The 23871-nt window shown below is 70.9% G+C and carries 12 protein-coding genes and 1 pseudogene; 4 read left to right on the top strand and 9 right to left on the bottom strand.

What is annotated here, in order from left to right:
- The first annotated feature begins 43 nt into the window (after positions 1-43).
- Genes ACSHXN_RS42330 through ACSHXN_RS42315 form a run of 4 tightly spaced genes read left to right on the top strand, consistent with a single transcriptional unit; the run spans position 44 to position 4413 of the window.
- Positions 44-1141: an enolase C-terminal domain-like protein gene (locus tag ACSHXN_RS42330; RefSeq protein WP_355138780.1), complete on the top strand. Its 1098-nt coding sequence runs from the start codon at positions 44-46 to the stop codon at positions 1139-1141.
- 49 nt (positions 1142-1190) lie between these two features.
- A complete protein-coding gene (locus ACSHXN_RS42325; RefSeq protein ID WP_355138778.1) occupies positions 1191-2582 on the top strand; it encodes an ABC transporter substrate-binding protein in 1392 nt (463 codons plus the stop codon).
- The gene (locus ACSHXN_RS42320) at positions 2579-3511 is read left to right on the top strand and encodes a carbohydrate ABC transporter permease (RefSeq protein WP_355138776.1); all 933 of its coding nucleotides are present in this window, start codon (positions 2579-2581) and stop codon (positions 3509-3511) included. The genes ACSHXN_RS42325 and ACSHXN_RS42320 overlap by 4 nt, the downstream gene beginning before the upstream one ends.
- A complete protein-coding gene (locus tag ACSHXN_RS42315; RefSeq protein WP_438306296.1) occupies positions 3508-4413 on the top strand; it encodes a carbohydrate ABC transporter permease in 906 nt (301 codons plus the stop codon). Before ACSHXN_RS42320 ends, ACSHXN_RS42315 begins: the two co-directional genes overlap by 4 nt.
- Positions 4414-4876: 463 nt before the next feature.
- On the opposite strand, the gene ACSHXN_RS42310 is transcribed toward ACSHXN_RS42315, so the two are convergent.
- The 9 genes and pseudogenes from ACSHXN_RS42310 to ACSHXN_RS42270 all read right to left on the bottom strand — a co-directional run bounded on the left by ACSHXN_RS42310 (position 4877) and on the right by ACSHXN_RS42270 (position 23840).
- Positions 4877-5395 carry a flavin reductase family protein gene (locus ACSHXN_RS42310; RefSeq protein WP_355138774.1) on the bottom strand — a complete coding sequence of 173 codons (519 nt, stop codon included), beginning with the start codon at positions 5393-5395 and terminating at the stop codon, positions 4877-4879.
- A 99-nt stretch (positions 5396-5494) separates the two neighbouring features.
- Positions 5495-7042 carry a tryptophan halogenase family protein gene (locus tag ACSHXN_RS42305; RefSeq protein ID WP_355138772.1) on the bottom strand — a complete coding sequence of 516 codons (1548 nt, stop codon included), beginning with the start codon at positions 7040-7042 and terminating at the stop codon, positions 5495-5497.
- Positions 7043-7081: 39 nt separating this feature from the next.
- Positions 7082-8314 carry an MFS transporter gene (locus ACSHXN_RS42300; RefSeq protein ID WP_438306295.1) on the bottom strand — a complete coding sequence of 411 codons (1233 nt, stop codon included), beginning with the start codon at positions 8312-8314 and terminating at the stop codon, positions 7082-7084.
- Between the two features lie 10 nt (positions 8315-8324).
- Complete coding sequence (locus ACSHXN_RS42295; protein WP_355138768.1) at positions 8325-9317, bottom strand: pyridoxal phosphate-dependent aminotransferase; 993 nt, start codon at positions 9315-9317, stop codon at positions 8325-8327.
- Positions 9317-10354, bottom strand: coding sequence for a methyltransferase domain-containing protein (locus ACSHXN_RS42290; RefSeq protein WP_383357479.1), 1038 nt, complete (start codon positions 10352-10354; stop codon positions 9317-9319). The genes ACSHXN_RS42295 and ACSHXN_RS42290 overlap by 1 nt, the downstream gene beginning before the upstream one ends.
- 64 nt (positions 10355-10418) lie before the next feature.
- Entirely contained in the window at positions 10419-11402 is a 984-nt protein-coding gene (locus ACSHXN_RS42285; protein ID WP_355138764.1) for a TauD/TfdA family dioxygenase, read from the bottom strand.
- 53 nt (positions 11403-11455) lie between these two features.
- Positions 11456-21742, bottom strand: a pseudogene (locus tag ACSHXN_RS42280) (amino acid adenylation domain-containing protein); the annotation flags it as partial.
- Between the two features lie 47 nt (positions 21743-21789).
- Entirely contained in the window at positions 21790-22722 is a 933-nt protein-coding gene (locus ACSHXN_RS42275) for an LnmK family bifunctional acyltransferase/decarboxylase (protein ID WP_355138760.1), read from the bottom strand.
- Positions 22719-23840 carry a histidinol-phosphate transaminase gene (locus ACSHXN_RS42270; RefSeq protein WP_355138759.1) on the bottom strand — a complete coding sequence of 374 codons (1122 nt, stop codon included), beginning with the start codon at positions 23838-23840 and terminating at the stop codon, positions 22719-22721. Before ACSHXN_RS42270 ends, ACSHXN_RS42275 begins: the two co-directional genes overlap by 4 nt.
- Between the last annotated feature and the right edge of the window lie 31 nt (positions 23841-23871).

Below are 23871 nucleotides of genomic sequence, written 5' to 3'. Positions count from 1 at the left end.
CCTCCCGGCCTGTCGTACTCCACCACAGGAACAGAAAGCGCCAATGAAGATCACACATGTCGAAGTCCACCCGATCGACGTCCCCGCGGCCGACCCGCCCTTCTTCTGGCGGCAAGGCCTCAGTGGCAGCGCCCCGGTGGGCGACGGCGCGGTCCTGCACATAGGCACCGACGAAGGCGCCGAGGGGGTGGCGGTGTTCGCACGGCCGGGAGCGGCCGTCACCCTGCGGGATCTGGTCGACCGGGTCTTCCGGGACGAACTCCTCGGAGCGGACCCCTTTCAGCGCGAATGGCTCTGGCACCGCGTCTGGGAACTCGACCGCATCCACGAACTGCCCCTGCCCGCGCTGGGCCTGATCGACGTGGCGCTGTGGGACCTGGCGGGACGGGTGCACAACCGCCCCGTGTGGCAGTTGCTCGGCGGCTTCCGCGACGCCATTCCCGCCTACGCCTCCACCTCCACCTTCGCCACCACCGAGGAGTTCCTCTCCGTCGCCGACCAGTGCCTCGAGCTGGGCTACCGCGGCATCAAACTGCACGCCTGGGGTGACGCCCGCAAGGACGCCGCACTGTGCCAGGCCCTGCGCGACCGCGTCGGACCGGACATCCCACTGATGTACGACGGCTCGGCCGGCTTCGATCTCCCGGACGCCATCTACCTCGGCCACGCCCTGGCCGAGGCGGACTACCTCTGGTACGAGGAGCCGATGCGCGAGTTCAGCATCAGCGCATACCAGCGGCTCGCCTCCTCCGTCACCGTACCGCTGCTGGTCGCCGAGACCTCCGACGGCGCCCACATGAACTCCGCCGACTTCATCAAGAGCGGAGCCGCCACTTTCGGAGTACGGGCCAGCACCACCCTGCGCGGCGGCATCACCGGTGCCATGCGCACCGCCCATCTGGCCGACGCCTTCCGGCTGCGCGCCGAGGTGCACGGCTCCGACATCCCGAACCACCACCTGTGCATGGCCATCTCCAACACGACCTTCTACGAGTCGCTGGTCACCTCCACCACCGTCGTCCGCGAGCGTCACGTCGACGACCGGGGTCTGGTGCACGCACCCACCGGGCCGGGCATCTCCCTGCCCCTCGACTTCGGCTACGGCGACGAGCTCCAGCGGTTCGTGGAACAGCCCCGCTGACCGCGCCCCACCCGACTCCGCACGATCCCGAACCACGAAAGGCAAGACGATGACGTCTTCCCGTTTTGCAAGAACCGGCCGGCGTGCCGCATCGGTTCGCGCCGTCGCCGTGGCCTGCGCCGTGGCCAGCGCCACGGTGCTGGCCGGATGCGCGAGCGCCGACCCCTCCACCGGACCCGCCGCCAAGAGCGGCACGTCCGCGTTCAAGCCCGTCGCCCAGAAGACCGGCTCACAGATCACCGTCTGGGCCGACTCCACGCGTCTGCCGTCGGTGCAGGCGTACCAGAAGTCGCACCCGGACGTGAAGATGAAGATCGTCACCTACGACGGTGGTGCCGACGGCTCGACCTACCTCCAGACGAAGGTCCAGTTGTTCGACCGTACCGGCGAGGGCTGGCCCGACGTCGTCTTCGGCACTCCCACGGACGTCACCTGGGCCTCCGCCCCCACCAAGCCCGGCGCCACCCCGTTCGCCGCGCCACTGGACGACAAACTCGTCCCCAAGACCACCCTGGACGGCTTCGCCAAGGGCTCACTGACCCCGTGCCGGTTCAACGGACACACCTACTGCATGCGCAACGACATCGCACAGGTCGTCCTCTGGTACAACAAGGCCCTCATGGACAAGTGGGGTTACCGGCCCCCCACCACCTGGGCGGAGTACGAAACCCTGGGACAGAAGGTCGCCAAGGAGCACCCCGGATACCTCGTCGGCTCCGTGGGCGACACCAACTCCCACGAGTCGTACTTCTGGTCCAGCCAGTGCCCGGCGTTCAACCTGACCAAGGCGGACACGCTGCGGGTGAACCTCCAGGACCCCAAGTGCACCCGGATGGCGACACTGCTGGACAAGCTGATCTCCGCCAAGGCCGTCACCACCCAGGGCTTCTTCAGCCAGGGCTTCGCCAAGAGCAGCGGCTCGAAGGTCCTGATGGCCTATGGGCCGTCCTGGTACGGCCAGTATGTGTTCAAGGCCGCGTTCCACACTCCCGCCAAGCAGATAGCGGCGGCACCGCCCCTGACCTGGCCGGGCGAGACGACCGCGAGCACGGGTAACGTCGGTGGCGGAGTCTGGATGGTCTCCTCGCACAGCGCCAACCTCAAGGCGTCCACCGACCTGGTGACCTGGCTGACCACGTCCAACGAGAACCAGGCCTCGGCCCCCACGTACCCGGCCTATGCACCCGCCGCCAAGGCGTGGCTGGCCAACCCGGCCAACAGCGACTACTTCGCCGACGACGTCAGCGGGCCCTTCCAGCAGGCGGCCGACGAGGTGTGGACCGGTTGGTCCAACACTAAGTTCTCCGACGCCACTTCCTGGTCGAGCGTCGTCCTGCCCGCCCTGACCGGTGGCAAGTCGCTCGCGTCCACGCTGCCGGCCTGGCAGAAGGCCATCAGCGACCAGGCCAAGGCCAACGGATACAAGGTGACCGACCGATGACGCTGCTGGACTCCCAGCCCGTCACCGTCGCCGCCCCACCCCGCCGCGGCGTGCAGCCGCGGCGGCGGGGCGGCACCGCGGGCTGTCTCTTCGTCGCCGGTTACACCCTGCTGCTGCTCGTCTTCGGTGTCTTCCCCACCGGTTACGCCTTCTACCTGGCGTTCACCAACGACCACGGTCAGTTCACCGGCATCAACCAGTTCACCAGGGTCGCGCAGGACTACCGCTTCCTGCCCGCGTTCGGCCACATCCTGGTGTACCTGCTGCTCTGGCTGGTGGCACTCGTCGTGCTGACGGTGCTCACGGCCGTCGTCCTGCGCAGCCGTCTGCGCACGTCGGTCTCCGCGCTCCTGCGGTTCCTCTACTACATCCCCGGCGCCCTCGCGGGGGTGGCGAGCGTCCTGGTCTGGCTGTTCATGCTCGACCCGGACGTCAGCCCCGTCTCCTGGCTGCTCAGGGCGCTGGGGATGGACAGCTTCGCCGCCGTCCTGTCCCCCGGCAACCTCCCGGTGATCTTCATGTTGATCGCCTTCTGGACCGGTGCCGGAGGCTGGATGGTGGTGATGTACGGAGCGCTGAACAACATCCCCGACGAGGTGATCGAAGCCGCCCGCATCGACGGTGCGGGGCCCTGGCGCACCGCCTGGTCCATTCAGATCCCCATGATCCGGCAATGGATCACCTACATGACCATTCTCGCCTTCGCCGCCGGCACCCAGCTGTTCGTCGAGCCGCAACTGCTGCAGACCGCCAGCCTGGGCAGGGTCAGCCCGACCTGGTCCCCCAACCAGCTCGCCTACGTCTACGCCTTCCAGCAGGGCGACTTCAACGGCGCCGCCGCCATCTCCGTCTTCCTCCTGATGCTGGGCCTGCTCTGCGCCGGCCTGCTGGTGTGGCGTTCGAACATGTTCACCTTGGATGAGAAATGACCTGGAACCCGGCGCCCATGCGCGTCCGCACCACGCCCTCGCGAGCCGCATCCGCCGTGATCGTCGGCCTGCTCCTCGCCGTCCTGCTGGTGTTCTTCGTACTGCCCGTGATCTGGCTGCTCCTCGCACCGAGCAAGACGGCCGGGCAGATCGTCCACGACAATCCTCTGTCCTTCGGCTCGTTCGGCCGGATCGGGGACGCCTGGCGGCACCTGTTCTCCTTCGAGAACGGCGCCGTTCTGACCTGGCTGCGCAACTCGGCCGTCTACGCGGGCGGTTCACTGGTCCTGACCCTGCTCACCAGCGTTCCGGCCGGCTATGCGCTCGCTCTGACCCGGTTCCGCGGCCGCAAAGCACTGCTCGCCATCACCCTGGTCACGATGATCATGCCATCGGCGACGCTCGTGCTGCCGATCTTCCTCGAACTCAACAAGTTCCACCTGATCGGCACGGCGTGGTCGGTGATCCTGCCGTTCTCGTTCTACCCGTTCGGGGTGTACCTGGTGTACATCTACTTCGCCACCAGCATGCCCCGCGACCTGCTCGCCGCGGCCCGCATCGACGGCTGCTCCGAATGGCAACTGTTCATCCGGATCGCTCTGCCGCTGGCCAAGCCCGTCATCGGACTCGTCGCCTTCTTCAGTTTCGTGGGCAACTGGAACAACTTCTTCCTGCCCTATCTCGTGCTCCCGAACAGCGACGAATTCCCGATCCAGGTCGGTCTGAACCAACTGCTGTCGTCCACACCGTCGTTCAACCCGGTGGCAGGCGCGGGTCTCGACATCACCATTCCGGAGCTCGCCCTCGCCATCGTCATCGCCATCCTGCCGGTGCTGGTCCTCTTCCTCTTCTCCCAACGCGCCCTGGTGTCCGGGATGCTCGCCGGCGCGACCAAGGAATGAGTGACCGCTGCGCGGAGGAGGACGGTGTCCAGCTCGCGCTGCACGGCACCACTCGCCTTCGCGCCCTTCTCGGAGCCGACGCCGCCGCGCCACGCGCCGTACTCATCCATGGCAGGGGCAGCGGCGGTTCCTCACCGAGCGGCCTGCCGGTTCGTCGTTGTCGGCTATGACGATGACGATGCAAAGGGCGACTTCGAGACGGCCATCAGTACGTTCCCGGGGCTCGACGAGTCGGCGCGGCCGACGATCGTCTTCGCGGCAGCGGGCCGTCGCACGGACGCGGGCCGAGTGGGCCCGCGCCTACTGTTGGAGCCGCAGGACGACCAGACGCAACAGCGGTGACGGCGACCGGGCCTGCGGCACGGCGCACCGGCACCGGCATGCGGTGGAGGAGCACCCAGGTTCTGAGCGCGCCGCCGGCGCATGCCGGTGACCGAAGTGGCCCGCCTGACCCGGAGGTGACTCAGGACGTGCCGGGCACGGGACGTCCGTCCGGGCTCGGCGGGACCGCTTCCGACGCGCCGACCGAGGGTTCGGGCCATGCCGCGTAGCGCCGGAACCCGTACAACAGCGGCTCGATGGCACTGAGTTCGCTGATCCGGAGCACCTCTCCGAAGACGATCTGCTGTCCGCCGACCTGTACGGTCCGCACGATCCGGCAGTCGGCCACCGTGTGCGCCGCGTCGACGAGGTGCGGTCCCCCTCCGCTCTCGGAGCGCCTCCAGGAGACGGCGCCGAAGCGATGGGGGTCGCCCGAGGCGAACAGTTCGGCGCACTCACGGCCCTGGGCGTGCAGGAGGTTGACCGCGAAGTGGCCGCTGTCCACGGCGGCCGCGAGCGTGGGACTCGCGGCACGGATGCCCACCAGCAGGGTCGGCGGATCCACGCTGACGCTGCACACGGCCGAGCAGGTCATCCCCCAGGGCTTCTGGTCCCGCCCCATGGCGGTGACCACGCCGACACCGCTGGGGAAACTGGACATGAGGGAGCGGAAGTCCGCCGGGGAACTCAGGTGACGCGGTGACTGAGCGGTTTCCAATGGAATCACTTCACCTCGGTGGGAACACGACCGGCTGTGCGATCAGTGCATCTGCGCCAGGTACTCGTACTGGCTGGGCAGGCTCTGCACCAGCTCGCGCGCCTGGTCCTGGACGGTCTGGAGTTCCTTCGCGGCCAGGCTGCCGTCCATGAGGGACAGGGCCGGCGCGGGCTTCAGCGGGATGCCTCCGAGGCCGAGCAGCATGGCGTGGTAGGAGTACGCCTCGAACCCGTGGTAGCGCGGGTAGATCGTCTGCTCCGTCGGCAGCTTCGAGCGCCACTGCTCGACGCGTTCGGCGAGACCGTCGGGCAGGGGCCGGGTCTTGGCATCGCGCCAGTAGTCGTTGTCGGCCCGTGCCGCCGCGAGGTAGTGCACGACGAGGAACTCGCGGACACCGTCCATGGCATGGGCGATGGCCTTGTTGTACGAGTCGCGCAGACCGGGGTCCCAGTCGGCGTCCGGGAAGTGCTTCACCAGCTGCTCGATGGCGTTCTGGATGAAGAAGATGCCGGTGGATTCGAGGGGTTCGACGAAGCCGCTCGAAAGGCCCACGGCCACGCAGTTGTTGACCCACGAGTTGCGGCTGCGGCCGATCCGCATGCGGATGTGGTTCGCCTCCAGGTCCTCCGCCTCCGGACCGACGAACTCCCGCAGGGTGCGCTCGGCCTCCTCGGGCGAGATGTAGTCCCCCGCGTAGACGTACCCCGTGCCGATCCGGCCGAAGAGGGGGATGGTCCAGATCCAGCCGGCGTCCTGCGCCGTCGCCGTGGTGCAGGGGCGCATCAGGCGCTTCTCCATGTCCACTGGCACCCGCAGGGCGACCGCGCTGTCGTTCGGCAGGGTGTCCTGGTACGAGATGAACGGCTCGCCGAGCTTCTGGTTCAGCAGCAGGCCCCGGAAACCGGTGCAGTCGATGAAGAGGTCACCGGCGATCTCGCCGTGCTCCTTGGTGACGAGGTGGCGGATCCAGCCCCGCTCGTCGAGCGCGACGTCCACGACGTCGTCCTCGATCTGCCGGGCGCCCCGGTCCGTGGCGTACTTGGTGAGGAACCGGGCGAGCAGCGCGGCGTCGAAATGATACGCGTACGGGAACTGTGTCTTCTGTTCCGAGAGCGTGGACCGCTCCGTCACGCCGGCGGGCGCTTCGACGAAGTCCTGCTCGAAGAGCGTGCCGTCCATGTGGCGCGGGGAGCGCTGCGCGTCACACAGCGTGGCCATGAGGAAGACGTCGTGGTCGAAGCGCTCCCCCGGCTGCTGCTTGAGCCACCAGTCGGTGAGCGGGAACCCGTCCACGATCCGCAGCCGCTCAAAGGGGTGGTAGAAGGCGTGGCCCTGGTGGCGCCAGTTCTCGAACCGGATCCCGAGCTTGTAGGTGGCGTTGCAGGCGGGCATCCACTCGTGCTCGGAGAGTCCGAGGTACTCGAAGAAGTGGCGGACCGTGGAGAAGGTGGCCTCTCCGACGCCGATGGTCTGGATGCGCTTCGACTCGACGACGGTGACGTCGACGTTGGCGCCGAGCGCGGCTTGGAGATAGGCGGCCGACATCCAGCCGGACGTGCCGCCTCCCACCACGACGATGTTCTTGATCACAGCGTTCCTCTCCTCATTCTTCGGTCCAGGTCAAGGGGGTCAGGTGCGAGTGGTGCGGTCGGTGCCGTCCTGGTGTTCCGGGGTGTGTTGGTCGGTGGCGCCCCCGGCTCGGCGGGGGCCGAGCAGGGCGACCACGGCCAGGCAGCCGATGATCATGACGGCGACCATCTGCCGGAAGCTGAGGACCGCGACGAGGGCCGATCCGACGCCGAGCGAGATGGCCTGGGGGACGGTCAGGATCAGGTTCACCACGGCCTGGGTGCGTCCCATGAGATGGCCGGGGGTGGCGGCCTGCGCGGCCGTGGCGAGCCCGATGACGGCGGCTGGGGTGCCGGCCCCGGCGAGCACCAGACCGGGCAGGACGGTCGAGGGTGCGGGAACCGTCAGCAGCGCGGTGCCCGTGCCGAAGAGGACTGCCCCCGCCCTCATCAGGCGCCGGGATCCGAGCCGTGCGATGAGGAATCCGCCGGCGACGGATCCGGCCAGGCTGCCGACGGCGAGCGTGGTCTCCAGGACGCCCATGAAGCGGGGCGGTCGGTGCAGTCCGTGTTCGAGGAGGGCGTACAGCATGGGCTGGAGCAGTCCGACGGCGAGCAGGAGGGTCGTCAGGGACACGAGCAGCCGGTGGATGCCCCGGGTGGCGCGCAGGTGCCGCAGGCCCGCCATCACGCCGGACGCCGTCTGCGCCTCCTCCTGGGGCGCTCTCCGCTCGCCCGGCAGGAGGACGAAGAGGAGTGCCGCGGCGAGCAGCAGGGCGACGTTGACCAGGGTGAAGACGCGTCCGCCGGCCCAGCCGAGCAGGCTCGCCCCGAGCAGGGGGGCCAGCAGGACGGTTCCGGAGCGCATGCTCTGGCTCAGGCCGATGGCCGCGCCGAGTTCCGCCTCGCCGGAGAGCATCCCCCGCAGCACAGCGCTCTGCGCGGGGCCGAGGACGACCGCCGCGAGGCCGTAGAGCGCGGCGACGACGTGGATGATCCAGGTGCCGGACGGTCCGGTGACCAGCAGGAGAGGCAGGGACAGTGCGGCGAGCGCCAGGTTCGTCGTGACGAGCAGGGGGCCGCGGGGGAAGCGGTCGGCGGCGTATCCGCCGATCGGCAGCAGCAGCATCGGGACCGTGTAGGAGAGCAGGACCAGCCCTGCCGCGGAGCTGCTGCCCGTCAGTTCCTTGGCCCAGACGCCGAGCGCCACGAAGACGGCGTTGTCGGCGAGCGTGGACAGTGTCTGCCCGGTGATGAAGAGCCTGAAGTCCCGACGGGCGAGCAGTCCTGGCACGGCCGGCCCCTCAGACCTCGGAGAGGGCGGCGAGCACCGCGTCGTTGTCCTGTTTGCGTCCGATTGTCAGCCGGATGCCGCGACCGGGGTACGGACGCACCGCGACGCCCGCCCTCGTCAGAGCGGCGACGGCCGGTTCGACCCGTTGCGCGTCCGCCAGCCAGAGGAAGTTGGCCCGGCTGTCCGGCACGGTCCAGCCCAGGCGCAGCAGTTCCGTCCGCACGCGGTCGCGCTGGTTGACGAGGTCGGCGATGCGCTCGCGGGTCTCGTGCTCGGCGCCGAGCGCGGCACCGACCGCGTCGAGCTGGAACTGGTTCATGCCGAAGGGCAGTTGATGGCGCCGGATCCTCTCCACGAGTGCTGCGGACGCGAGGGCATAGCCGACGCGCAGGGCGGCAAGGGCGTGGGACTTGGAGAAGGTCCGCAGGATCACCAGGTTGGGCCAGGCGGCCAGCCGGTCGCGTGCGCTCGGGCCGTCGAAGTCGGGGGCGAAGTCGATGTACGCCTCGTCGAGGAGGATCGTCACGTGCACCGGGACGCGTTCGAAGAAGGCGGTCAGGCGGGCCCAGTCCGCGAGGGTGCCGGACGGGTTGTGCGGGTTGCACACGATGACAAGCCGGGTGCGGTCGTCGATGCTCTCGGCCAGGGCGGTCAGGTCGTTGTGCCCGCCGGCGTCCATCGGGACGGTGACCGCGTTCGTGTCCGTCATCGCGCACAGCATCGGATAGAGGTCGAATCCGGGCGCGGTGGAGACCACGTTGTCGCCGGGTCGCAGCAGTGCCCGGAACAGGTCGTGCGCGACTCCGCCCGCGCCCTGGCCCACCGCGACGGAGGCCGGGGGCACGTCCTGCCACTCGGCCAGGAGTCCGGTGAGCCGCTCCGGGCGGAACTCCGGATAGCGGTTGACTTCGGTGATCGTGGCGTGGAGGGCCGCGGCGACCTCTTCGGCCGGCGCATGGGGGTTCTCGTTGTGCGCGAGGCGGTACTCCGGACGGTCGCCCATCAGTCGGCCTTCAGGACGTACAGCCAGGTGTGCGGCGTCGCCATCGGTTCCCTGCGCGCGATGCGCAGGCCCGCGGAGCGGAAGAGTCCTTCGTAGGTCTCGCGGGGGTGCAGCGGGACGCCCATCATCGCGTGGGCCAGTTCGAACCCGGCGGAGAAGATGGGGAGTTTGTCGTCGAGGCCGGTGACCGGGCGGAGCATCGTGTCCGCGAGGACGAAGCTCCGCGCGCGGGGGAAGGCTTCGCGCATCCGCGGAAAGATGTCCGCCCGGGTGCTCGGGTCGGCGAGGAGGTCGTGGAGGAGCAGGAAGCTCATGACCGCGTCCGCGTCGGCGGCGCGCCCGATGCCGCCGTTCGGCGCCAGCAGGTCCAGCGCGTCGGCGCAGACGGCCTCGACCCGTCCTTCGAGTCCGGCTTCGGCGATGTTCCGCCGTGCGATGGCGGTGGCGGGTTCGCTGATGTCGATGCCGAATCCCCGCGTGCCGGGGTGCTCGGAGACGACGCGCCGCACGCGCGCCGACGTACCGCTGCCGAGGTCGGCGAGGGTCTCGAAGTCGACTTCCTCGAAGGCTTGTTGGACCTGCCGCGCGAACATCGACTGGTCGGCCTGTCCGGAACCGAGGGCGACCATCGCCTCGTCCCGGTGGACGTCCTCGTCATAGCGGGCGGTGCCGGTGCTCAGGGCACCGGCGTGCGCGAAGACCTCGTTGTAGCCGCCCACCGCCCACGTGAAGTAGCCGCGGGACCGGGCGATGTCCCGTCCGGTCTCGGTGGGCAGGAACACGCCCTCCTCCGCCTTGAGGTAGCCGCAGCCGACGGCCGCGCGCAGGACGGCCGCACGGCGGTCGGTGTCCATGGTGGTGAGGGTGTCGACGTCGTCCTGGTACAGGGCCTCCCCCTGCTCCATGCGATCGAGCAGGCCGATCCGGTCCAGCGCGAAGACGACGTTGGCGGCGATGTAGCCGTTGTAAGCGTCCGCGGGCGAGATGGGCGTGGGCGATTGCCCGTGCCACTGGTCGGGGGTCTGTGAGGTGCTCATCGGAGGGTCCTAACTCGTGAGGGGTGCGGGCCTTCGGGACCGCGCGTCGTCGGCGGGGGTCCGTTCAGCGGGTCAGCACGTGTCCGTCGTCCGGGCGGTGGTCGCGGGAGGTGCGCAGATCCGCCTGGACGAAGGTGCGTTGGAGCCACCGGTCGCCGCCGTCGTAGCGGGGCCGGAAGGAGGTCCGGCCGTGCAGGCAGACACGGTTGTCGACGACGGCGAGGTCTCCGGGGAGCATGCGGAGGGTGCGGTGGACCGAGGCGAGGGCGGCGGACAGCGCGGTGAGCGCGGCCCCGGCCTGTGCCGTGCGTCCGGTGGTGGCGGCGAAGTCGACCCGGATGTCGCAGTCGAGCGGATCGCCGTGCAGCACGGGGTGGTCGGGCGCGGCCTCCTCGCCGGCGCCGAAGGAGGGCGGTGCCTGCGTGGTGTACTCCGGCCGGGCCAGCCGGGCGCGGACGTCCTCGGGCAGCAGGTGCAGTGCTTCGCGGATGGACGCGGTACTCAGTCCCGCCACGCGTTCGTGGTCCGCGCGCAGGCACATCAGGAGTACGTAGTCGGGCCGGTGGCGGTGGAAGGCGTTCTCGTTGTGCATCATCAGCTCGACCGAGCCGACGTTGCCCTGGACCTGTTCCTGCCCCGGCACGGGCACGACGTCCTGGACCAGGGCGCCGCTTTTCTCGGCCCGGAAGGCCATGGGCTCGCCGAGGCCGCAGGCGAAGGCCATCAACTGGGCCGCGGGGCCGCTGGTGGCCCGCTGCACCGAGTCGGCGACCATCGGGGTGGGCGGCAGCCTGCTCTCGTCGACGGGCAGTCCGCGCACGACCAGGACGCCGGTGGGGCCGGATGCCCTGCGGAACTCCCGCACGCGCACCCGGACGGACGCCGGCATCATCTCCCAGGCGGTGCGGGCGGCTGCCACCCAGGCGTCGTCGTCGATCTCGGACGACACGGATCTCAGGTCCTCGCTGACTCGGCAGATCTCCGCCGACTCGGACGCTGTGAGGTCGAGGACTCCCTCGTCGAGCGGCGTCTGGACGGTTCTGGGCACGGGTGCTCCCGGTGAGGTGGTTCGAAGTGACGGGGATCGGAGGCCGCGGCGGGCTAGCGCAGGCGCTCGGTGAGCACGGCGGCGATCTGTGCCGCGTGCCGTGGGTGGAGCATGTCGCCGTGCCGGCAGGGCACGTGGTGTCGTTCGAGGCGGCCGGTGAGTCGGGTCCGCCAGACGTCGGCAGCCGTGGGCTGGGAGGTGTGGGTCGCCGTGAAGAACACGGCGTCTCCGTCGAAGACGCCGGGGGTGTGGGCGCCGGCGAGTCGTACGTGGCCGACGAAGGTCCGGCCGAGTCTGCGGACCATGTCGTCGGGCAGCCCGGCCAGGGGGCCGTCCTCCGTCGCGGCGAGGCGCACGAACTCGTCCATGGACACGGGGGTTTGGGGGTCGAGGTCGGTGGTCTGGCCGAGGGACACCAGGAGTTGGGCGAGACTGCCGGCCGGGGTGAGTTCGTCGTCGGCGCCCTCGTCGGCCGGATAGCCGTCGAGCAGAGCGAGCAGGGCCACTTCCTCGCCGCGCGCCTGGAGGTGGATGGCCATGGCGTGGGCGACGACGGCGCCGAACGACCAGCCGAGCAGGTGGTAGGGGCCGGCGGGCTGTACGGTCCGAATCTGGTCGACGTAGTCCGCGGCCATCTCCTCGACGCTGAGGGGGGTGCGCGCGTCGTCGGTGAGGCTGCGGGCCTGGAGGGCGTGGACGGGGTGGCCGGGGTCGATGCCGGTGAGCAGGCTGGAGTACACCGAGCCGATGCCGGCACCGGGGTGGACACAGAACAGCGGCGTGCCGGAGCCGGATGCGCGCAGCGGGAGCAGGTCCGCCGGTGTGGCGTCCCCGACGGGGCCGGTGAGCCTGGCGACGAGCGCGGCGACGGTGGGAGCGGCGAAGAGGTCCTGGAGGGACAGCCGCAGCCCGTGGTCGCTCTCGGCCCGCGCGACGAGGCGTGCCGCGAGCAGGGAGTGGCCTCCGAGTTCGAAGAAGTCGTCGTCGACACCGACGGAGGGCACCTGGAGGAACTCGGCGAAGAGCGCGCAGAGCGCCTCTTCCTCCGATGTCCGGGGAGCACCGCCGGAGCCTCGGGCGCGGTCGGGTTCGGGGAGGGCCCTGCGGTCCAGTTTTCCGTTCTTGGTGAGCGGCAGCCGGTCCAGGATGACGTAGGCGGACGGCAGCATGTACGGCGGGAGCAGGCGGGTCAGCCGGGTGCGCAGGCCGGTCAGGTCGAGGTCGTCCGTGGTGGGCACGACGTATCCGGTGAGCCGGTCACCGGAGTGGACGGTGGCGGCGGCCGCGCCGATGCCGGGCTGTGCCGCCAGGACGGCCTCGATCTCGCCGAGTTCGACGCGGAAGCCGCGGACCTTGACCTGGTCGTCGGCGCGTCCGACGAAGTCGAGGAGGCCGTCGGGGCGTCTGCGGACCAGGTCTCCGGTGCGGTACATCCGTTCGCCGGGGACGCCGAAGGGGTTGGCGACGAAGCGGGTGGAAGTGGTGCCGGGCCGGCCCAGGTAGCCGCGGGCCAGCAGGCCGCCGCCGATGTGCAGTTCGCCGGTGACGCCCACCGGCACCGGATTGAGATGGTCGTCGAGGACGTACCACTGGGTGTTCCAGATCGGGCGGCCGATGGTGACCCCGCCCTCGGTGACCGTGTCGCCCGGCTCGATGCGGAACTCGGCGCAGCCGACGGTGGTCTCGGTCGGGCCGTACTCGTTGACGACCGTGACCCCGGGGTTGCGCTGCCGCCATGCGTCCAGCGCGGCGCCCAGCAACAGCTCGCCGCCCAGGACCAGTTGGCCGCTGGGAGCGCACTCGTCGGGAAGCAGGGCGAACAGCCCGAGGTGGGTGGGGGTGGCTTTGACGAAGGTGGGCTTGCGCACCTCGGCGGTGGTGTCGCGGGCGGCTCCGGTGAGGGCGTCCAGGTCGACGAGGTGCACTTCGCCGCCTGCGGTGAGCGGGCCCCACAGTCCGGTCACGGTGAGGTCGAAGGCGATCGGCGAGTGGACGAGGGCGCTCCCCGCGAGTGCCGGGTAGGCCTCGCGGGCCCAGGCGAGGTAGAGGCTCAGGGACCGGTGTTCGACCACCACGCCCTTGGGTTCCCCGGTGGATCCGGAGGTGTGGATCACGTAGGCCGGGTCCGAGGGCCGGGCCCGCTCGGCGGGCAGGCCGGTGTCGTCCCACGGGCCGGAGTCCTGCGGGAGTTCGTCGAGCAGCAGCCAGTCGGCGTCCGGCAGTCGATCCACCAGATCGGAGGTGGTCAGGGATACGTGCGGCGCGGCAGAGCGCATCATCTGCGCGAGGCGTTCGCGCGGTTGGGCGGGATCGAGGGGGACGTAGGCGGCACCGGCCTTGAGGACCGCGAGCAGGGTGACCACGGTGGAGGCGGTGCGGGGCAGGGCGACGGCGACGTACCGTTCCGGGCCGGCACCGTGCGCCAGGAGACGGCGGGCGAGGCGGTCGGCGCGGACGTCGAGGTCACGGTAGGTCAGCCGGGTGGGGCCGTCGACCACGGCGACGGCCTGCGGGGTTCGTCGGGCCCACGCCTCGAACAGTGCGGGCACACTCTCCTCGGGAGCCGTCACCGCCGTGTCGTTCCAGCCGGCCAGCAGCTGGTGGCGTTCCGGTTCGTCGAGGAGGTCCACCGTTCCCGCTCGCTGGAGGGGATCGGCCGCCATGGCCTCCAGGACCCGGACGAGGCGCCGCACGATGCTCTGCGCAGTGCGGCGGTCGAAGAGGTCGGCCGAGTACTCCAGCACTCCCTCCAGCCCGGCCGGTTCCCCGCCGTCGGTGGTGCGTTCGTGGAGGGCGAAGGAGAGGTCGAACTTGGCGATGCCCATCTCCAGCGGTTCTTCCCGGACGGTGAGTCCGGGCAGGTCCAGGCCGCCCTCGGTGGTGTTGTGGAAGGTCAGCATCACCTGGAACAGCGGGTGACTGGCCGTCGACCGGGACGGGTTGAGGACCTCCACCAACCGCTCGAAGGGGATGTCCTGGTTGTCGTAGGCGGCCAGGTCCATCTGCCGGACGCGTTCCAGGAGTTCACGGAAGGTGGGTGAGCCCGACAGGTCGGTGCGCAGGACGAGGGTGTTGACGAAGAAGCCGACCAGGTCCTCCAGCGCCTCGTCGGTCCGGCCCGCGATCGCCGTCCCGATGGGGATGTCGGTACCCGCCCCGAGCCGGCCGAGCAGGACGGCGATCGCGGTCTGGACGACCATGAAGACGCTGGATCGGGCGGAGCGCGCCAGATCGCTCAGCCGGGCGTGGAGTTCGGCGGGCACCTCGAGCGGAACGGTGCCGCCCCGGTGGCCGGCGACCGTCGGGCGCGGGCGGTCGTAGGGCAGGTCCAGTTGCTCCGGCAGGTTCGCCAACGCCTGTATCCAGAAGGAGAGTTGCCTCGCGGCCAGGCTGTCGGGCGCGGCTTCGTCCCCGAGCATCTCGCGCTGCCACAGCGCGTAGTCGGCGTACTGGACGGGAAGCGGACGCTGTTCGGGCCGTCGGCCGACGAGGCGTGCACGATAGGCGGTGCCGAGGTCGTCCAGGAGAGGGGCGACGGACCAGCCGTCGGCGGCGATGTGATGGAGGGTCAGCACCAGCACATGCTCGTCGTCGTGCTCGCCCTCGCCCTCGCCCTCGCCCTCGCCCTCGTCCTTGGCGACGGTGAACAGGCGTGCCCGCAGGGGCGGTTCGGTGGCGATGTCGAAGCGGTGGCGGGCGGCCCGCTGGACGGCGTCGTCGAGGTCCTGGGGGGTCGTGGTGACGCGGGTCTCCAGGACGACCGGGACGTCCGCGGGGTCCAGGACGCGCTGGCGGAGCGTGCCCTCGTCCCAGCCGAAGACCGTCCGCAGGCTCTCGTGGCGCTCGACGACGTCACGGAGCGCGGCCTCCAGGGCGGTGCGGTCCACCCGGCCCCGCAGGCGCAGGGCCAGGGGGGTGTTGTAGGTGGCGCTGGGGCCCTCCATGGCCGTCAGGAACCACAGGCGCTGCTGGGCGAAGGACAGGGGCAGCCGGTCCGGGCGGAGGGTCGCGCGCAGGGCCGGACGCGTGCTGTTCGTGGCGCCGGTGTCCAGGGCGCGGTCCAGCGCGGCGACGCTCGGGTGCTGGAAGAGGGTCCGTACGGAGACCTCGGTGCCCAGGGCCGAGCGGATCCGGCTGACCAGCCGGGTGGCGAGCAGCGAGTGGCCGCCCCGCGCGAAGAAGTCGTCGTCGATCGTGACGCGTTCCAGGCCCAGGGTGTCCGCGAAGAGGCCGCTGAGGATCTCCTCTCTCGGCGTGCGCGGGGCCCGTCCGGTGCCGTCGGAGGTGAAGTCGGGGGCGGGCAGCGCGGCGTGGTCGACCTTCCCGTTGGCGGTGACGGGGAGGCGCTCCAGGTGGACGACGGCCGCGGGGATCATGTACTCGGGCAGCCGTCGTCCCGTGAACCGGCGCAGTTCGTCGGCGGTCACGGACCCGTCCGTCGCGACGTGGGCGACGAGCCGTTTATCGCCCGCACTGTCCCGGTGGACGGAGACGGCGACCTGGCGGACGTCCGGGTGCTCGGCCAACGCGGCCTCGATCTCGCCGAGTTCGACGCGGAAGCCACGGATCTTGACCTGCCCGTCGGCGCGGCCGACGAACTCCAGCAGTCCGTCGGCGGTCCAGCGCACGAGGTCACCGGTGCGGTACATGCGCTCGCCGCGCTCCGCGAACGGGGTGGCCACGAACCGCTCCGCCGTCAGGGCGTGCCGGCCCAGGTACCCGCGGGCGAGGCCCGGACCGCCGATGTACAGCTCTCCGGCCACTCCGGCGGGAACGGGCTGCAGAAACTCGTCGAGCACCATCAGTCGGGCGTTGTCGAGGGCGTGTCCGAGCGGCACGGTGGCCGGCACCTCGTCGGCCGCGTGCATGACGTGCCAGGTCTTGATGGCCGTCGTCTCGGTCGGGCCGTACACCGCGACCACGGCGGTTCCCGGGCACGCGGCGAGCAGGGCACGGGTCGCGGCGGGTGAGACGATGTCGCCGCCCGCCCAGACCTCGCGGACGCCCCGGAACACCTCGGGTGCCTCGGAGGCGAGGATCTGGAACAGCCCTGAGGGTGCCTGGACCACGGTCGGCCGCTGCTCGGCGACGGTCGCGACCAGCGCGGCCACGTCGAGGTGTCCTGCCGGTGTCAGCACGATGCGGCCGCCGGTGACCAGGGGCGCCCAGATCTCCGTCGTGGAGGCGTCGAAGGCGCTCGGCGCGTGCAGCAGGACCCGCTCGTGGCTGCCCTTCCAGAAGTGCCGGTTGGCCAGCATGTCGACGACGTTGCGGTGGGTGGTTCCCACGCCCTTGGGGGTTCCGGAGGATCCCGAGGTGAACATCACGTACATCAACTGGTCGGGGTGCACGGTGACATCGGGGTCGGGGGCGGTCGGATGCTCGGAGCCCGCCTCGTCGAGGTCGATCGTCGCGCAGGAGCCGATCCGCGCGACCGGGTGGTCGCGGTGGGCGGCGTCCACGAGGAGGAGGGCTGCGGCGGTGTCCTGGAGGATGCCCTCCAGCCGGGCGAGCGGGTACCGGTCGTCCAGGGGAACGTAGGCTCCGCCGGCTTTCGCCACCGCCACGGTCGCCACGATCTGGCTGACCCCTCGGTCCATGAGGATGGCCACCGGCTCCTCGGGGGCGATCCCTCGGGCGATCAGGCGATGGGCCAGCTCGTTGGCGCGGGCGTTCAGTTCGGCATACGTCAGGCTCGTGCCGTGGCCGGTGACGGCGACGAGTTCGGGGCTCGATGCGGCCCGCGCCTCGAAGAGGCGGTGCGCGCGGTTCTCGACCGCGGGTCCGGTGCGCGCCCCGCTCCACTGCACGAGCAGCCGGTCCCGCTCGGCCTCCGCCAGGATGTCGAGCTCCCCGAGCCGTGCGCCGGGTCGGACGGCGACGGTCTCCAGGACGCGCCGGAGCCGGTCGGCTAGGGCGCGGGCCGTGTCCTCGTCGAAGAGGTCGGCCGCGTAGATGACCGTCGCGGCGACACCGGCCGGGAGTCCGTCGGCCGAGCGGCTCTCCTGGAAGGTGAGGTTGAGGTCGTACTGCGCGCGGAACTCGCCCCCGGACTCCAGTTCGCCGTCCAGCCCGACCGACCGCACGTCGTCCTGACCGCCACTGAAGGTGATCATGGTCTGTACGAAGGGATGGCGGGCCGGCACCCGGGGCGGGTTCAGGTGCTCCACCAGGCTCTCGAACGGCGCTTCCTGATGCGAGAACGCCTGGAGATCCACCGACCGCACCCGATCCAGCAGCTCGGTGAAGGACGGATTGCCCGAGGTGTCGGTCCGCAGCACCAGTGTGTTCACGAAGAACCCGACCAGGTTCTCCAGGGCCTCGTCGTCGCGCCCGGAGGCCGGCGAACCGAGGGGGATGTCGGTGCCCGCGCCCAGGCGCGTGTACAGCGCGGCCACGGCCGCCTGGACCACCATGAACAGGCTCGCTCCGTGCTCCCCGGCCAGTCGGAGCAGGGCCGCGTGGGTCGTCGCGTCCAGCTCAAAGGGGATGCGCCCGCCCCGGTACGAGGGCACCGCGGCGCGCGGCCGGTCGTACGGGAGGGCCAGCTCCTCCGGGACGTCCGCCAGGGCCTTGCTCCAGTAGGCGAGCAGGCGGCCGAGCAGGCTGTCCCGGTCGGTGGCCGAGCCCAGCAACTCCCGTTGCCGCAGGGCGTAGTCCGCGTACTGCACCGCGAGAGCCGCCCACTGGGGGTCCGCACCTCTGACCCGGGCCGCATAGGCGGTTCCCAGGTCGCCGATCAAGGGGGCGAGCGAGGCTCCGTCGCTCGCGATGTGGTGGAGCAACAGGACCAGCACCCGCGTCCCGCCGGGCTCCGACAGCAGCCATGCGCGCACCGGGATGTCGACGGAGAGGTCGAACACCCAGCCCTCGGCCTCGCGCACGGCGGCGCGCAGCCCGGACTCGTCGGGAAACTCCCGCACGTCGAGGACCGGGCGTGCCTCGTCCACGTCCAGCACCTGCTGGCGGGGCCGCCCCTCCACCGCGGGGAAGACGGTGCGCAGGCTCTCGTGACGGGCGACGACGTCAGCGAGCGCGTGGGCGAGCGCCAGGGCGTCGACCGGTGCGTTCAGCCGCAGCACCACGGGGGTGTTGTAGAGCGCGCTGGCTCCTTCGAACTGCTCGACGAACCAGAGGCGTTGCTGGGCGAAGGACAGCGGCACCTCCTCGGGTCGCGGGCCGGCGGTCAGTGCGGGGCGGGGCCCGGGCGTACGGTCCAGGCGGCCGGCGAGCCCGGTCACCGTAGGCGACTCGAAGACGGCCCGGATAGGCAGGTCGGCGCCGAGCGCGGACCGGATGCGGCTGACGAGGCGGGTGGCCAGCAGTGAGTGTCCGCCCAGTGCGAAGAAGTCGTCGTCCACTCCCACCGCGGGGACGCCGAGCACGTCCGCGAAGATCCCGCACAGGGCCTCTTCCGCACCGGTCCTCGGTGCGCCGCCCGAGCCGGCCGCCGTCCCGTACTCCGGGCGGGGCAGCCGTGCGGTGTCGAGCTTGCCGTTCACGGTCAGGGGCAGCGCGTCCACGACGGTGACCGCGGCCGGCACCATGTAGTCGGGCAGCCGCCGGGCGACGAACGCGCGGACGGCAGCGGGGTCGGGGGCGTGGTCCGCTGCGGGGAGTACGTAGCCGACCAGGCGCTTGTCTCCCGGGACGTCCTCGCGGACGACCACCACGGCCTGTGCGACGCCGTCGTGGGAGCGGAGCGCCGCTTCGATCTCGCCGGGCTCGATCCGGAATCCGCGGATCTTCACCTGCTGGTCGGCCCGGCCCACGAACACCAGCTCGCCGTCCCGGGTCCAGCGGACCACGTCACCGGTCCGGTAGAGACGGCCGCCGCCGTGGCCGAAGGGGTTCGCGACGAAGCGTTCCGCCGTCCTGGCCGGTCGTCCCAGATAGCCGCGCGCGAGCTGCGCACCGGCGACGTACAGCTCTCCCGCCACACCCGCGGGCACCGGGGACAGGGAATCGTCCAGCACGTACACGCCGAGTCCCGGGAGCGGCCGTCCGATGCCGCTGCCCGTCATGCCTCCGTGCAGGGGCAGGTGTGTGCCGTGCACGGTGATCTCGGTGATCCCGTACATGTTGACCAGCACCGGGCCGTGCTCTCCCCGACGTGCGTACCACTCCCCCAGCCTGCCGGTGTCCAGTGCTTCGCCGCCGAACACCACCCACCGCAGCGCCAGGCCGGCGGCGGGAGGCTCCGCGTCGGCGCGCATCAACTGGTAGAAGGCGGAGGGCGTCTGGTTGAGGACCGTCACCCGCTCCCGGGCCAGCAGCGCGAGGAACTCCTTCGGCGAGCGCGACACCTCGAACGGCACGACCACCAGGCGTCCGCCGTGCAGCAGCGCACCCCATATCTCCCACACCGAGAAGTCGAACGCGAAGGAGTGGAACCAGGACCACACGTCCGACCCGTCGAATGCGAACAGCCCGCGAGCGGCTTCGAAGAGCCGGACCACGTTGCCGTGCGGTACCACCACGCCTTTGGGAGTGCCTGTCGATCCCGACGTGTAGATCACATACGCGGCCCGGTCTCCCCCGCGCACACCCGGCCCGAGCCGTCCGCTGTCCATCCGCGCGATCCGCGGGTCGTGCACGGACATCCAGCTCGGCTCGTCCGGCAGCTCCCCGTCGGTGAGGACGACCACCGGCCGGGCGTCCGTCAGCACCGTCCGGATGCGGTCCGCCGGATACTCCGGATCCACCGGCACGTAGGCGCCGCCGGCCTTCAGTACGGCGAGCATCGCGACCACGAGTTCGGCGGACCGGCCCATCACGACGCCGACCAGCGACTCGGGACCGACTCCGGCGTCGAGCAGGAGTCGCGCCAGCCGGTTCGACCGGCCGTCCAGTTCTCCGTAGGAGAGTGCCGTTTCGCCGTCCACCACAGCCACCGCGTCAGGGGTCCGCTCCGCCTGTGCCGCGAACAGCTCCACCAGCGACACGTCCGAGCCGGTCTGCGGGTCGGCGACGCCCCTCCGCAGCAGTTCGGCGCGTTCGGCGGGGGCGAGGATGTCGATGGAGCTCAGTCCTGTGTCCGGCTGCTCGGCAACCGTGTCGAGGACGCGGGTCAGCCGCCGGGCCAGGTCCGAGACGGTCGGTTCGTCGAACAGATCCGTGGCGAACTCGATGGAGCAGGCGATGCCGTCGGGCTCCCCGGTGGCCGACCGCTTCTCGTCGAAGTCGAAGAGCAGGTCGAACTTCGCCATGTTCAGTTCGGCGAGTTCCAGGTGGCAGGGGAGGTCGCCGACGCGGTCGGGAACGGCCTGCATGCCGTTGAACGTGATCACGGTCTGCACGAAGGGGTGCCGCCCCGGCACCCGGGGCGGGTTCATGTGCTCCACCAGGCTGTCGAACGGGAGCTCCTGGTGCGAGAACGCCTCCAGATCCGCCTTCCGCACCCGGTGCAGCAGTTCGCCGAAGGTCGGATCGCCCGAGGTGTCCGTGCGCAGCACCAGCGTGTTCACGAAGAACCCGACCAGGTCCTCCAGCGCCTCCTCGCCGCGTCCCGCCACGACCGTGCCCAGCGGAAGGTCGTCGCCCGCGCCCAACCGCGTGTAGAGGGTCGCGACAGCGGCCTGCATCAGCATGAACATGCTGACCCGGTGTTCGGCGGCCAGGCGCAGCAGGTCCGTGTGCAGCTTCGGGCCGAGGGCGAACTCCGTCCGCGCGCCCCGGTGCGAAGGAACGACGTCGCGCGGACGGTCCTGGGGCAGCGCCAGTTCGTCCGGCACACCCGCCAACGTCTCGCGCCAGTAGCCCAGTTGGCGTTCGAGCAGGCTGTCGCCGTCGCCGGCCGCGCCGAGCAGATCCCGTTGCCACAGGGTGTAGTCCGCGTACTGGACCGGCAGGGGCGCCCAGTCCGGCGCGGCGCCGCGCGCGCGTGCCGCGTAGGCGTGGCCGAGGTCGCGCAGCAAGGGGGTGACGGACCAGCCGTCGCTGGCGATGTGGTGCAGGAGGAGAACCAGGGTGTCCGTCCCGTCGGGCCCCGAGAGGAGCCACGTCCGGACGGGGATGTCGACGGCGAGGTCGAAGACGGACGCGGACACCTCGCGGACCCGCTCGCCCAGCTCGGCCCGGTCGGCGCAGTCCTGCCGCCGGAGCAGCCGTCCGATCTCCGTCGCGTCCAGGATCCGCTGGTGGGGCTGCCCGTCGACCTCGGGGAACACGGTGCGCAGGCTCTCGTGCCGGGTCACCACGTCGTGCAGGGCCTGCTCCAGCGCCGCCGCGTCCACGGAGCCGTCCAGCCGCAGGAGCACGGGCGTGTTGTAGAGCGCGCTCGGACCCTCGAACTGGTCGATAAACCACAACCGTTGCTGGGCAAAGGACAGCGGGATCATCTGGTGCCTCCGGCGGGCGAAATCTGAGGGGGCGGGGGACGCGGGGGCTAGGAGCCGGTGTCGGTCTCCACGGCGCAGACCGCGATCAGGCGGTCGGTCGCCTTCTCGCGCAGGGCCATGTCCACCGCCTCGGACCCCGGACGGTCCGGGTGGAGCCATCGGCGGAGGGTGATGGTGAACACCGCGCCCGGATCCGCGTTGCCGACGTAGGCGATCCGCTGGTCGGTCACCCTGCGGCGCAGGAACTGGGCGTCGGTGCGGCCCAGCGAGTGCCACAGGCGCAGCAGCGCCGTGTCGAAGATGGAGAAGTAGGACGCGAAGTACATGAGGCCCGCGCCGTTGAGATCGCGTACGACGTCGAGCGTGTACTCGACGGTGTGGCTCCCGCCGGCCTCGGTGAAGCCAGGGGGGCCCGCCGGGTGGAAGGCGCCGGCCGCGCGGGCCGCCCCGACGAGGGCGCGCGGTGAGTAGCGGTTCGGCAGGCGTGGCAGGTCGGCGTCGTCGAACCCGGTGGGCAGCACCTGGGCGAGGCCCGTGTTGCCCGTCTCCGTCCTGGCGACCCAACGGTTGAAGTTCTGGGCGTAGAGGCAGTCCGGGTACGGGTCCTCGTACACCTCGGCGGGGTCGAGGGGGGCGTCGGGGAGGGGCAGGTCCGCGGGGGCCAGCCGGTGCAGGGTGATCACCGAGCTGCCGCCGAGCCGGAAAACCCGTGAGGTGACGCGGAGTTCGTCGCCGAAGGTGAGGCCGTGCGGGTGGACGGTCCGACCGCCGCGCACGTGGAAGTAGTAGAAGGCGAGGTAGGCGGGTTTGCCCGCCGGTGTGCGCGCCGCGTGCACGTTCATCCCGCACGCGTCCGCCACGGCGTCCCAGGTCCAGTCGCCGATGCGGCCGAACAGGAGCGAACCGCCGCTGCACATCCCGGGCGTGACCACCACATGGCGTGACGGCGACAGTGTCATGGCCGTGTCCGAGGTTCTCATTCGTCCTCCGTCCCGCAGCCTGTGCGGTCACCTGGGGCCATGGCCCACGGGCGGGTGGTGCGCCAGGTCTCGGCGGCTGCGAGAAAGACGTCGTTGTCCTCCCGGGAGCCGATGGTCACGCGGACGCCCTCGCCCGGGAACACCCGGACGGCGATGCCCCGACGGGTGCACCAGCGGCCGAACGCCGGGGCGTCCTCACCCAGCGGCAGCCACAGGAAGTTGGCCTCGCTGGCGGGAACGGACCACCCGTCGCGTCGCAGCGCGTGGTGGACCCGCCCGCGATCGGCGACGGTCGTCTCGACCCTGTCCATCAGCCGGTCCCGGAGCGCGAGGGCTTCCACCGCGGCGTGCTGGGCGACCGTGTTGACGGCGTAGGCCAGGCACGCCTTGCGTAATTTCCGCACCACCCGGGGGTCGCCGACGAGATAGCCGACCCGCAGTCCCGCCAGGCCGTAGGCCTTGGAGAAGGTCCGCAGGACCACCATGTTCGGAAAGGCGGCGCCGTAGCCGAGAGCGCTCGCCGCCTCCGGCGCACGGACATACTCGTAGTACGCCTCGTCCATCGCCAGCAGGCAGGTGGGCGGTACGCGGGCCACGAAGCGAGCGATCTCGTCGGGGTCGGCGATCGTCCCGGTCGGGTTGTTGGGGTTGCAGACGACCACCAGTCTGGTGCGCGGGGTGATCCGGTCCGCCATGGTGCGCAGGTCGTGGGTCGCGTCCAGGAGCGGAACGGCGACGGAGTTCACGCCGGCGAGTTCGGCGAGCACCGGGTAGAGCTCGAACGACGGCCAGGCGTGCACTACTTCGGCTCCGGGTTCGGCGATCGCGTGGAGGAGCATCTGGAGCAGGGAGACGGATCCGGCGCCGACGACTATGCGGTCCTCGTCGATACCGTGCGCTCGGGCCAGGGCGCGGGTGAGGTCCTCGCAGCCCGGGTCGGGGTAGCGGTTGACCGTGCCGCCGGCGCGGGCGATGGCGTCGGTGATGCCGGGCAGGGGGCTGTCGGGCGACTCGTTCGCGGACAGCGGGCGGGGGCGGTGTTCCGCCGCGTACACGCCTTCGGTCGGCTGGTACGAAGGCATGGTGTCGAGCACGGCGCGCAGCCGAGGGAGGGACATGGAGCTCCAGACGAGTGGGGGTTCGCGCGGA

The sequence above is a fragment of the Streptomyces sp. HUAS TT11 genome (assembly GCF_051553595.1).
In the GTDB taxonomy this organism is placed as follows: Bacteria; Actinomycetota; Actinomycetes; order Streptomycetales; family Streptomycetaceae; genus Streptomyces.
Note: the sequence above shows the minus strand (reverse complement) of the source record. Positions and strands in the feature narration are given on the sequence as shown.

Excerpts from the sequence above, each read along its gene's own strand:
- ACSHXN_RS42330 (WP_355138780.1), top strand. The coding sequence starts at position 44 with ATGAAGATCACACATGTCGAAGTCCACCCGATCGACGTCCCCGCGGCC.
- ACSHXN_RS42325 (WP_355138778.1), top strand. The coding sequence starts at position 1,191 with ATGACGTCTTCCCGTTTTGCAAGAACCGGCCGGCGTGCCGCATCGGTT.
- ACSHXN_RS42320 (WP_355138776.1), top strand. The coding sequence starts at position 2,579 with ATGACGCTGCTGGACTCCCAGCCCGTCACCGTCGCCGCCCCACCCCGC.
- ACSHXN_RS42315 (WP_438306296.1), top strand. The coding sequence starts at position 3,508 with ATGACCTGGAACCCGGCGCCCATGCGCGTCCGCACCACGCCCTCGCGA.
- ACSHXN_RS42310 (WP_355138774.1), bottom strand. The coding sequence starts at position 5,395 with ATGTCCAGTTTCCCCAGCGGTGTCGGCGTGGTCACCGCCATGGGGCGG.
- ACSHXN_RS42295 (WP_355138768.1), bottom strand. The coding sequence starts at position 9,317 with ATGGGCGACCGTCCGGAGTACCGCCTCGCGCACAACGAGAACCCCCAT.
- ACSHXN_RS42290 (WP_383357479.1), bottom strand. The coding sequence starts at position 10,354 with ATGAGCACCTCACAGACCCCCGACCAGTGGCACGGGCAATCGCCCACG.
- ACSHXN_RS42275 (WP_355138760.1), bottom strand. The coding sequence starts at position 22,722 with ATGAGAACCTCGGACACGGCCATGACACTGTCGCCGTCACGCCATGTG.
- ACSHXN_RS42270 (WP_355138759.1), bottom strand. The coding sequence starts at position 23,840 with ATGTCCCTCCCTCGGCTGCGCGCCGTGCTCGACACCATGCCTTCGTAC.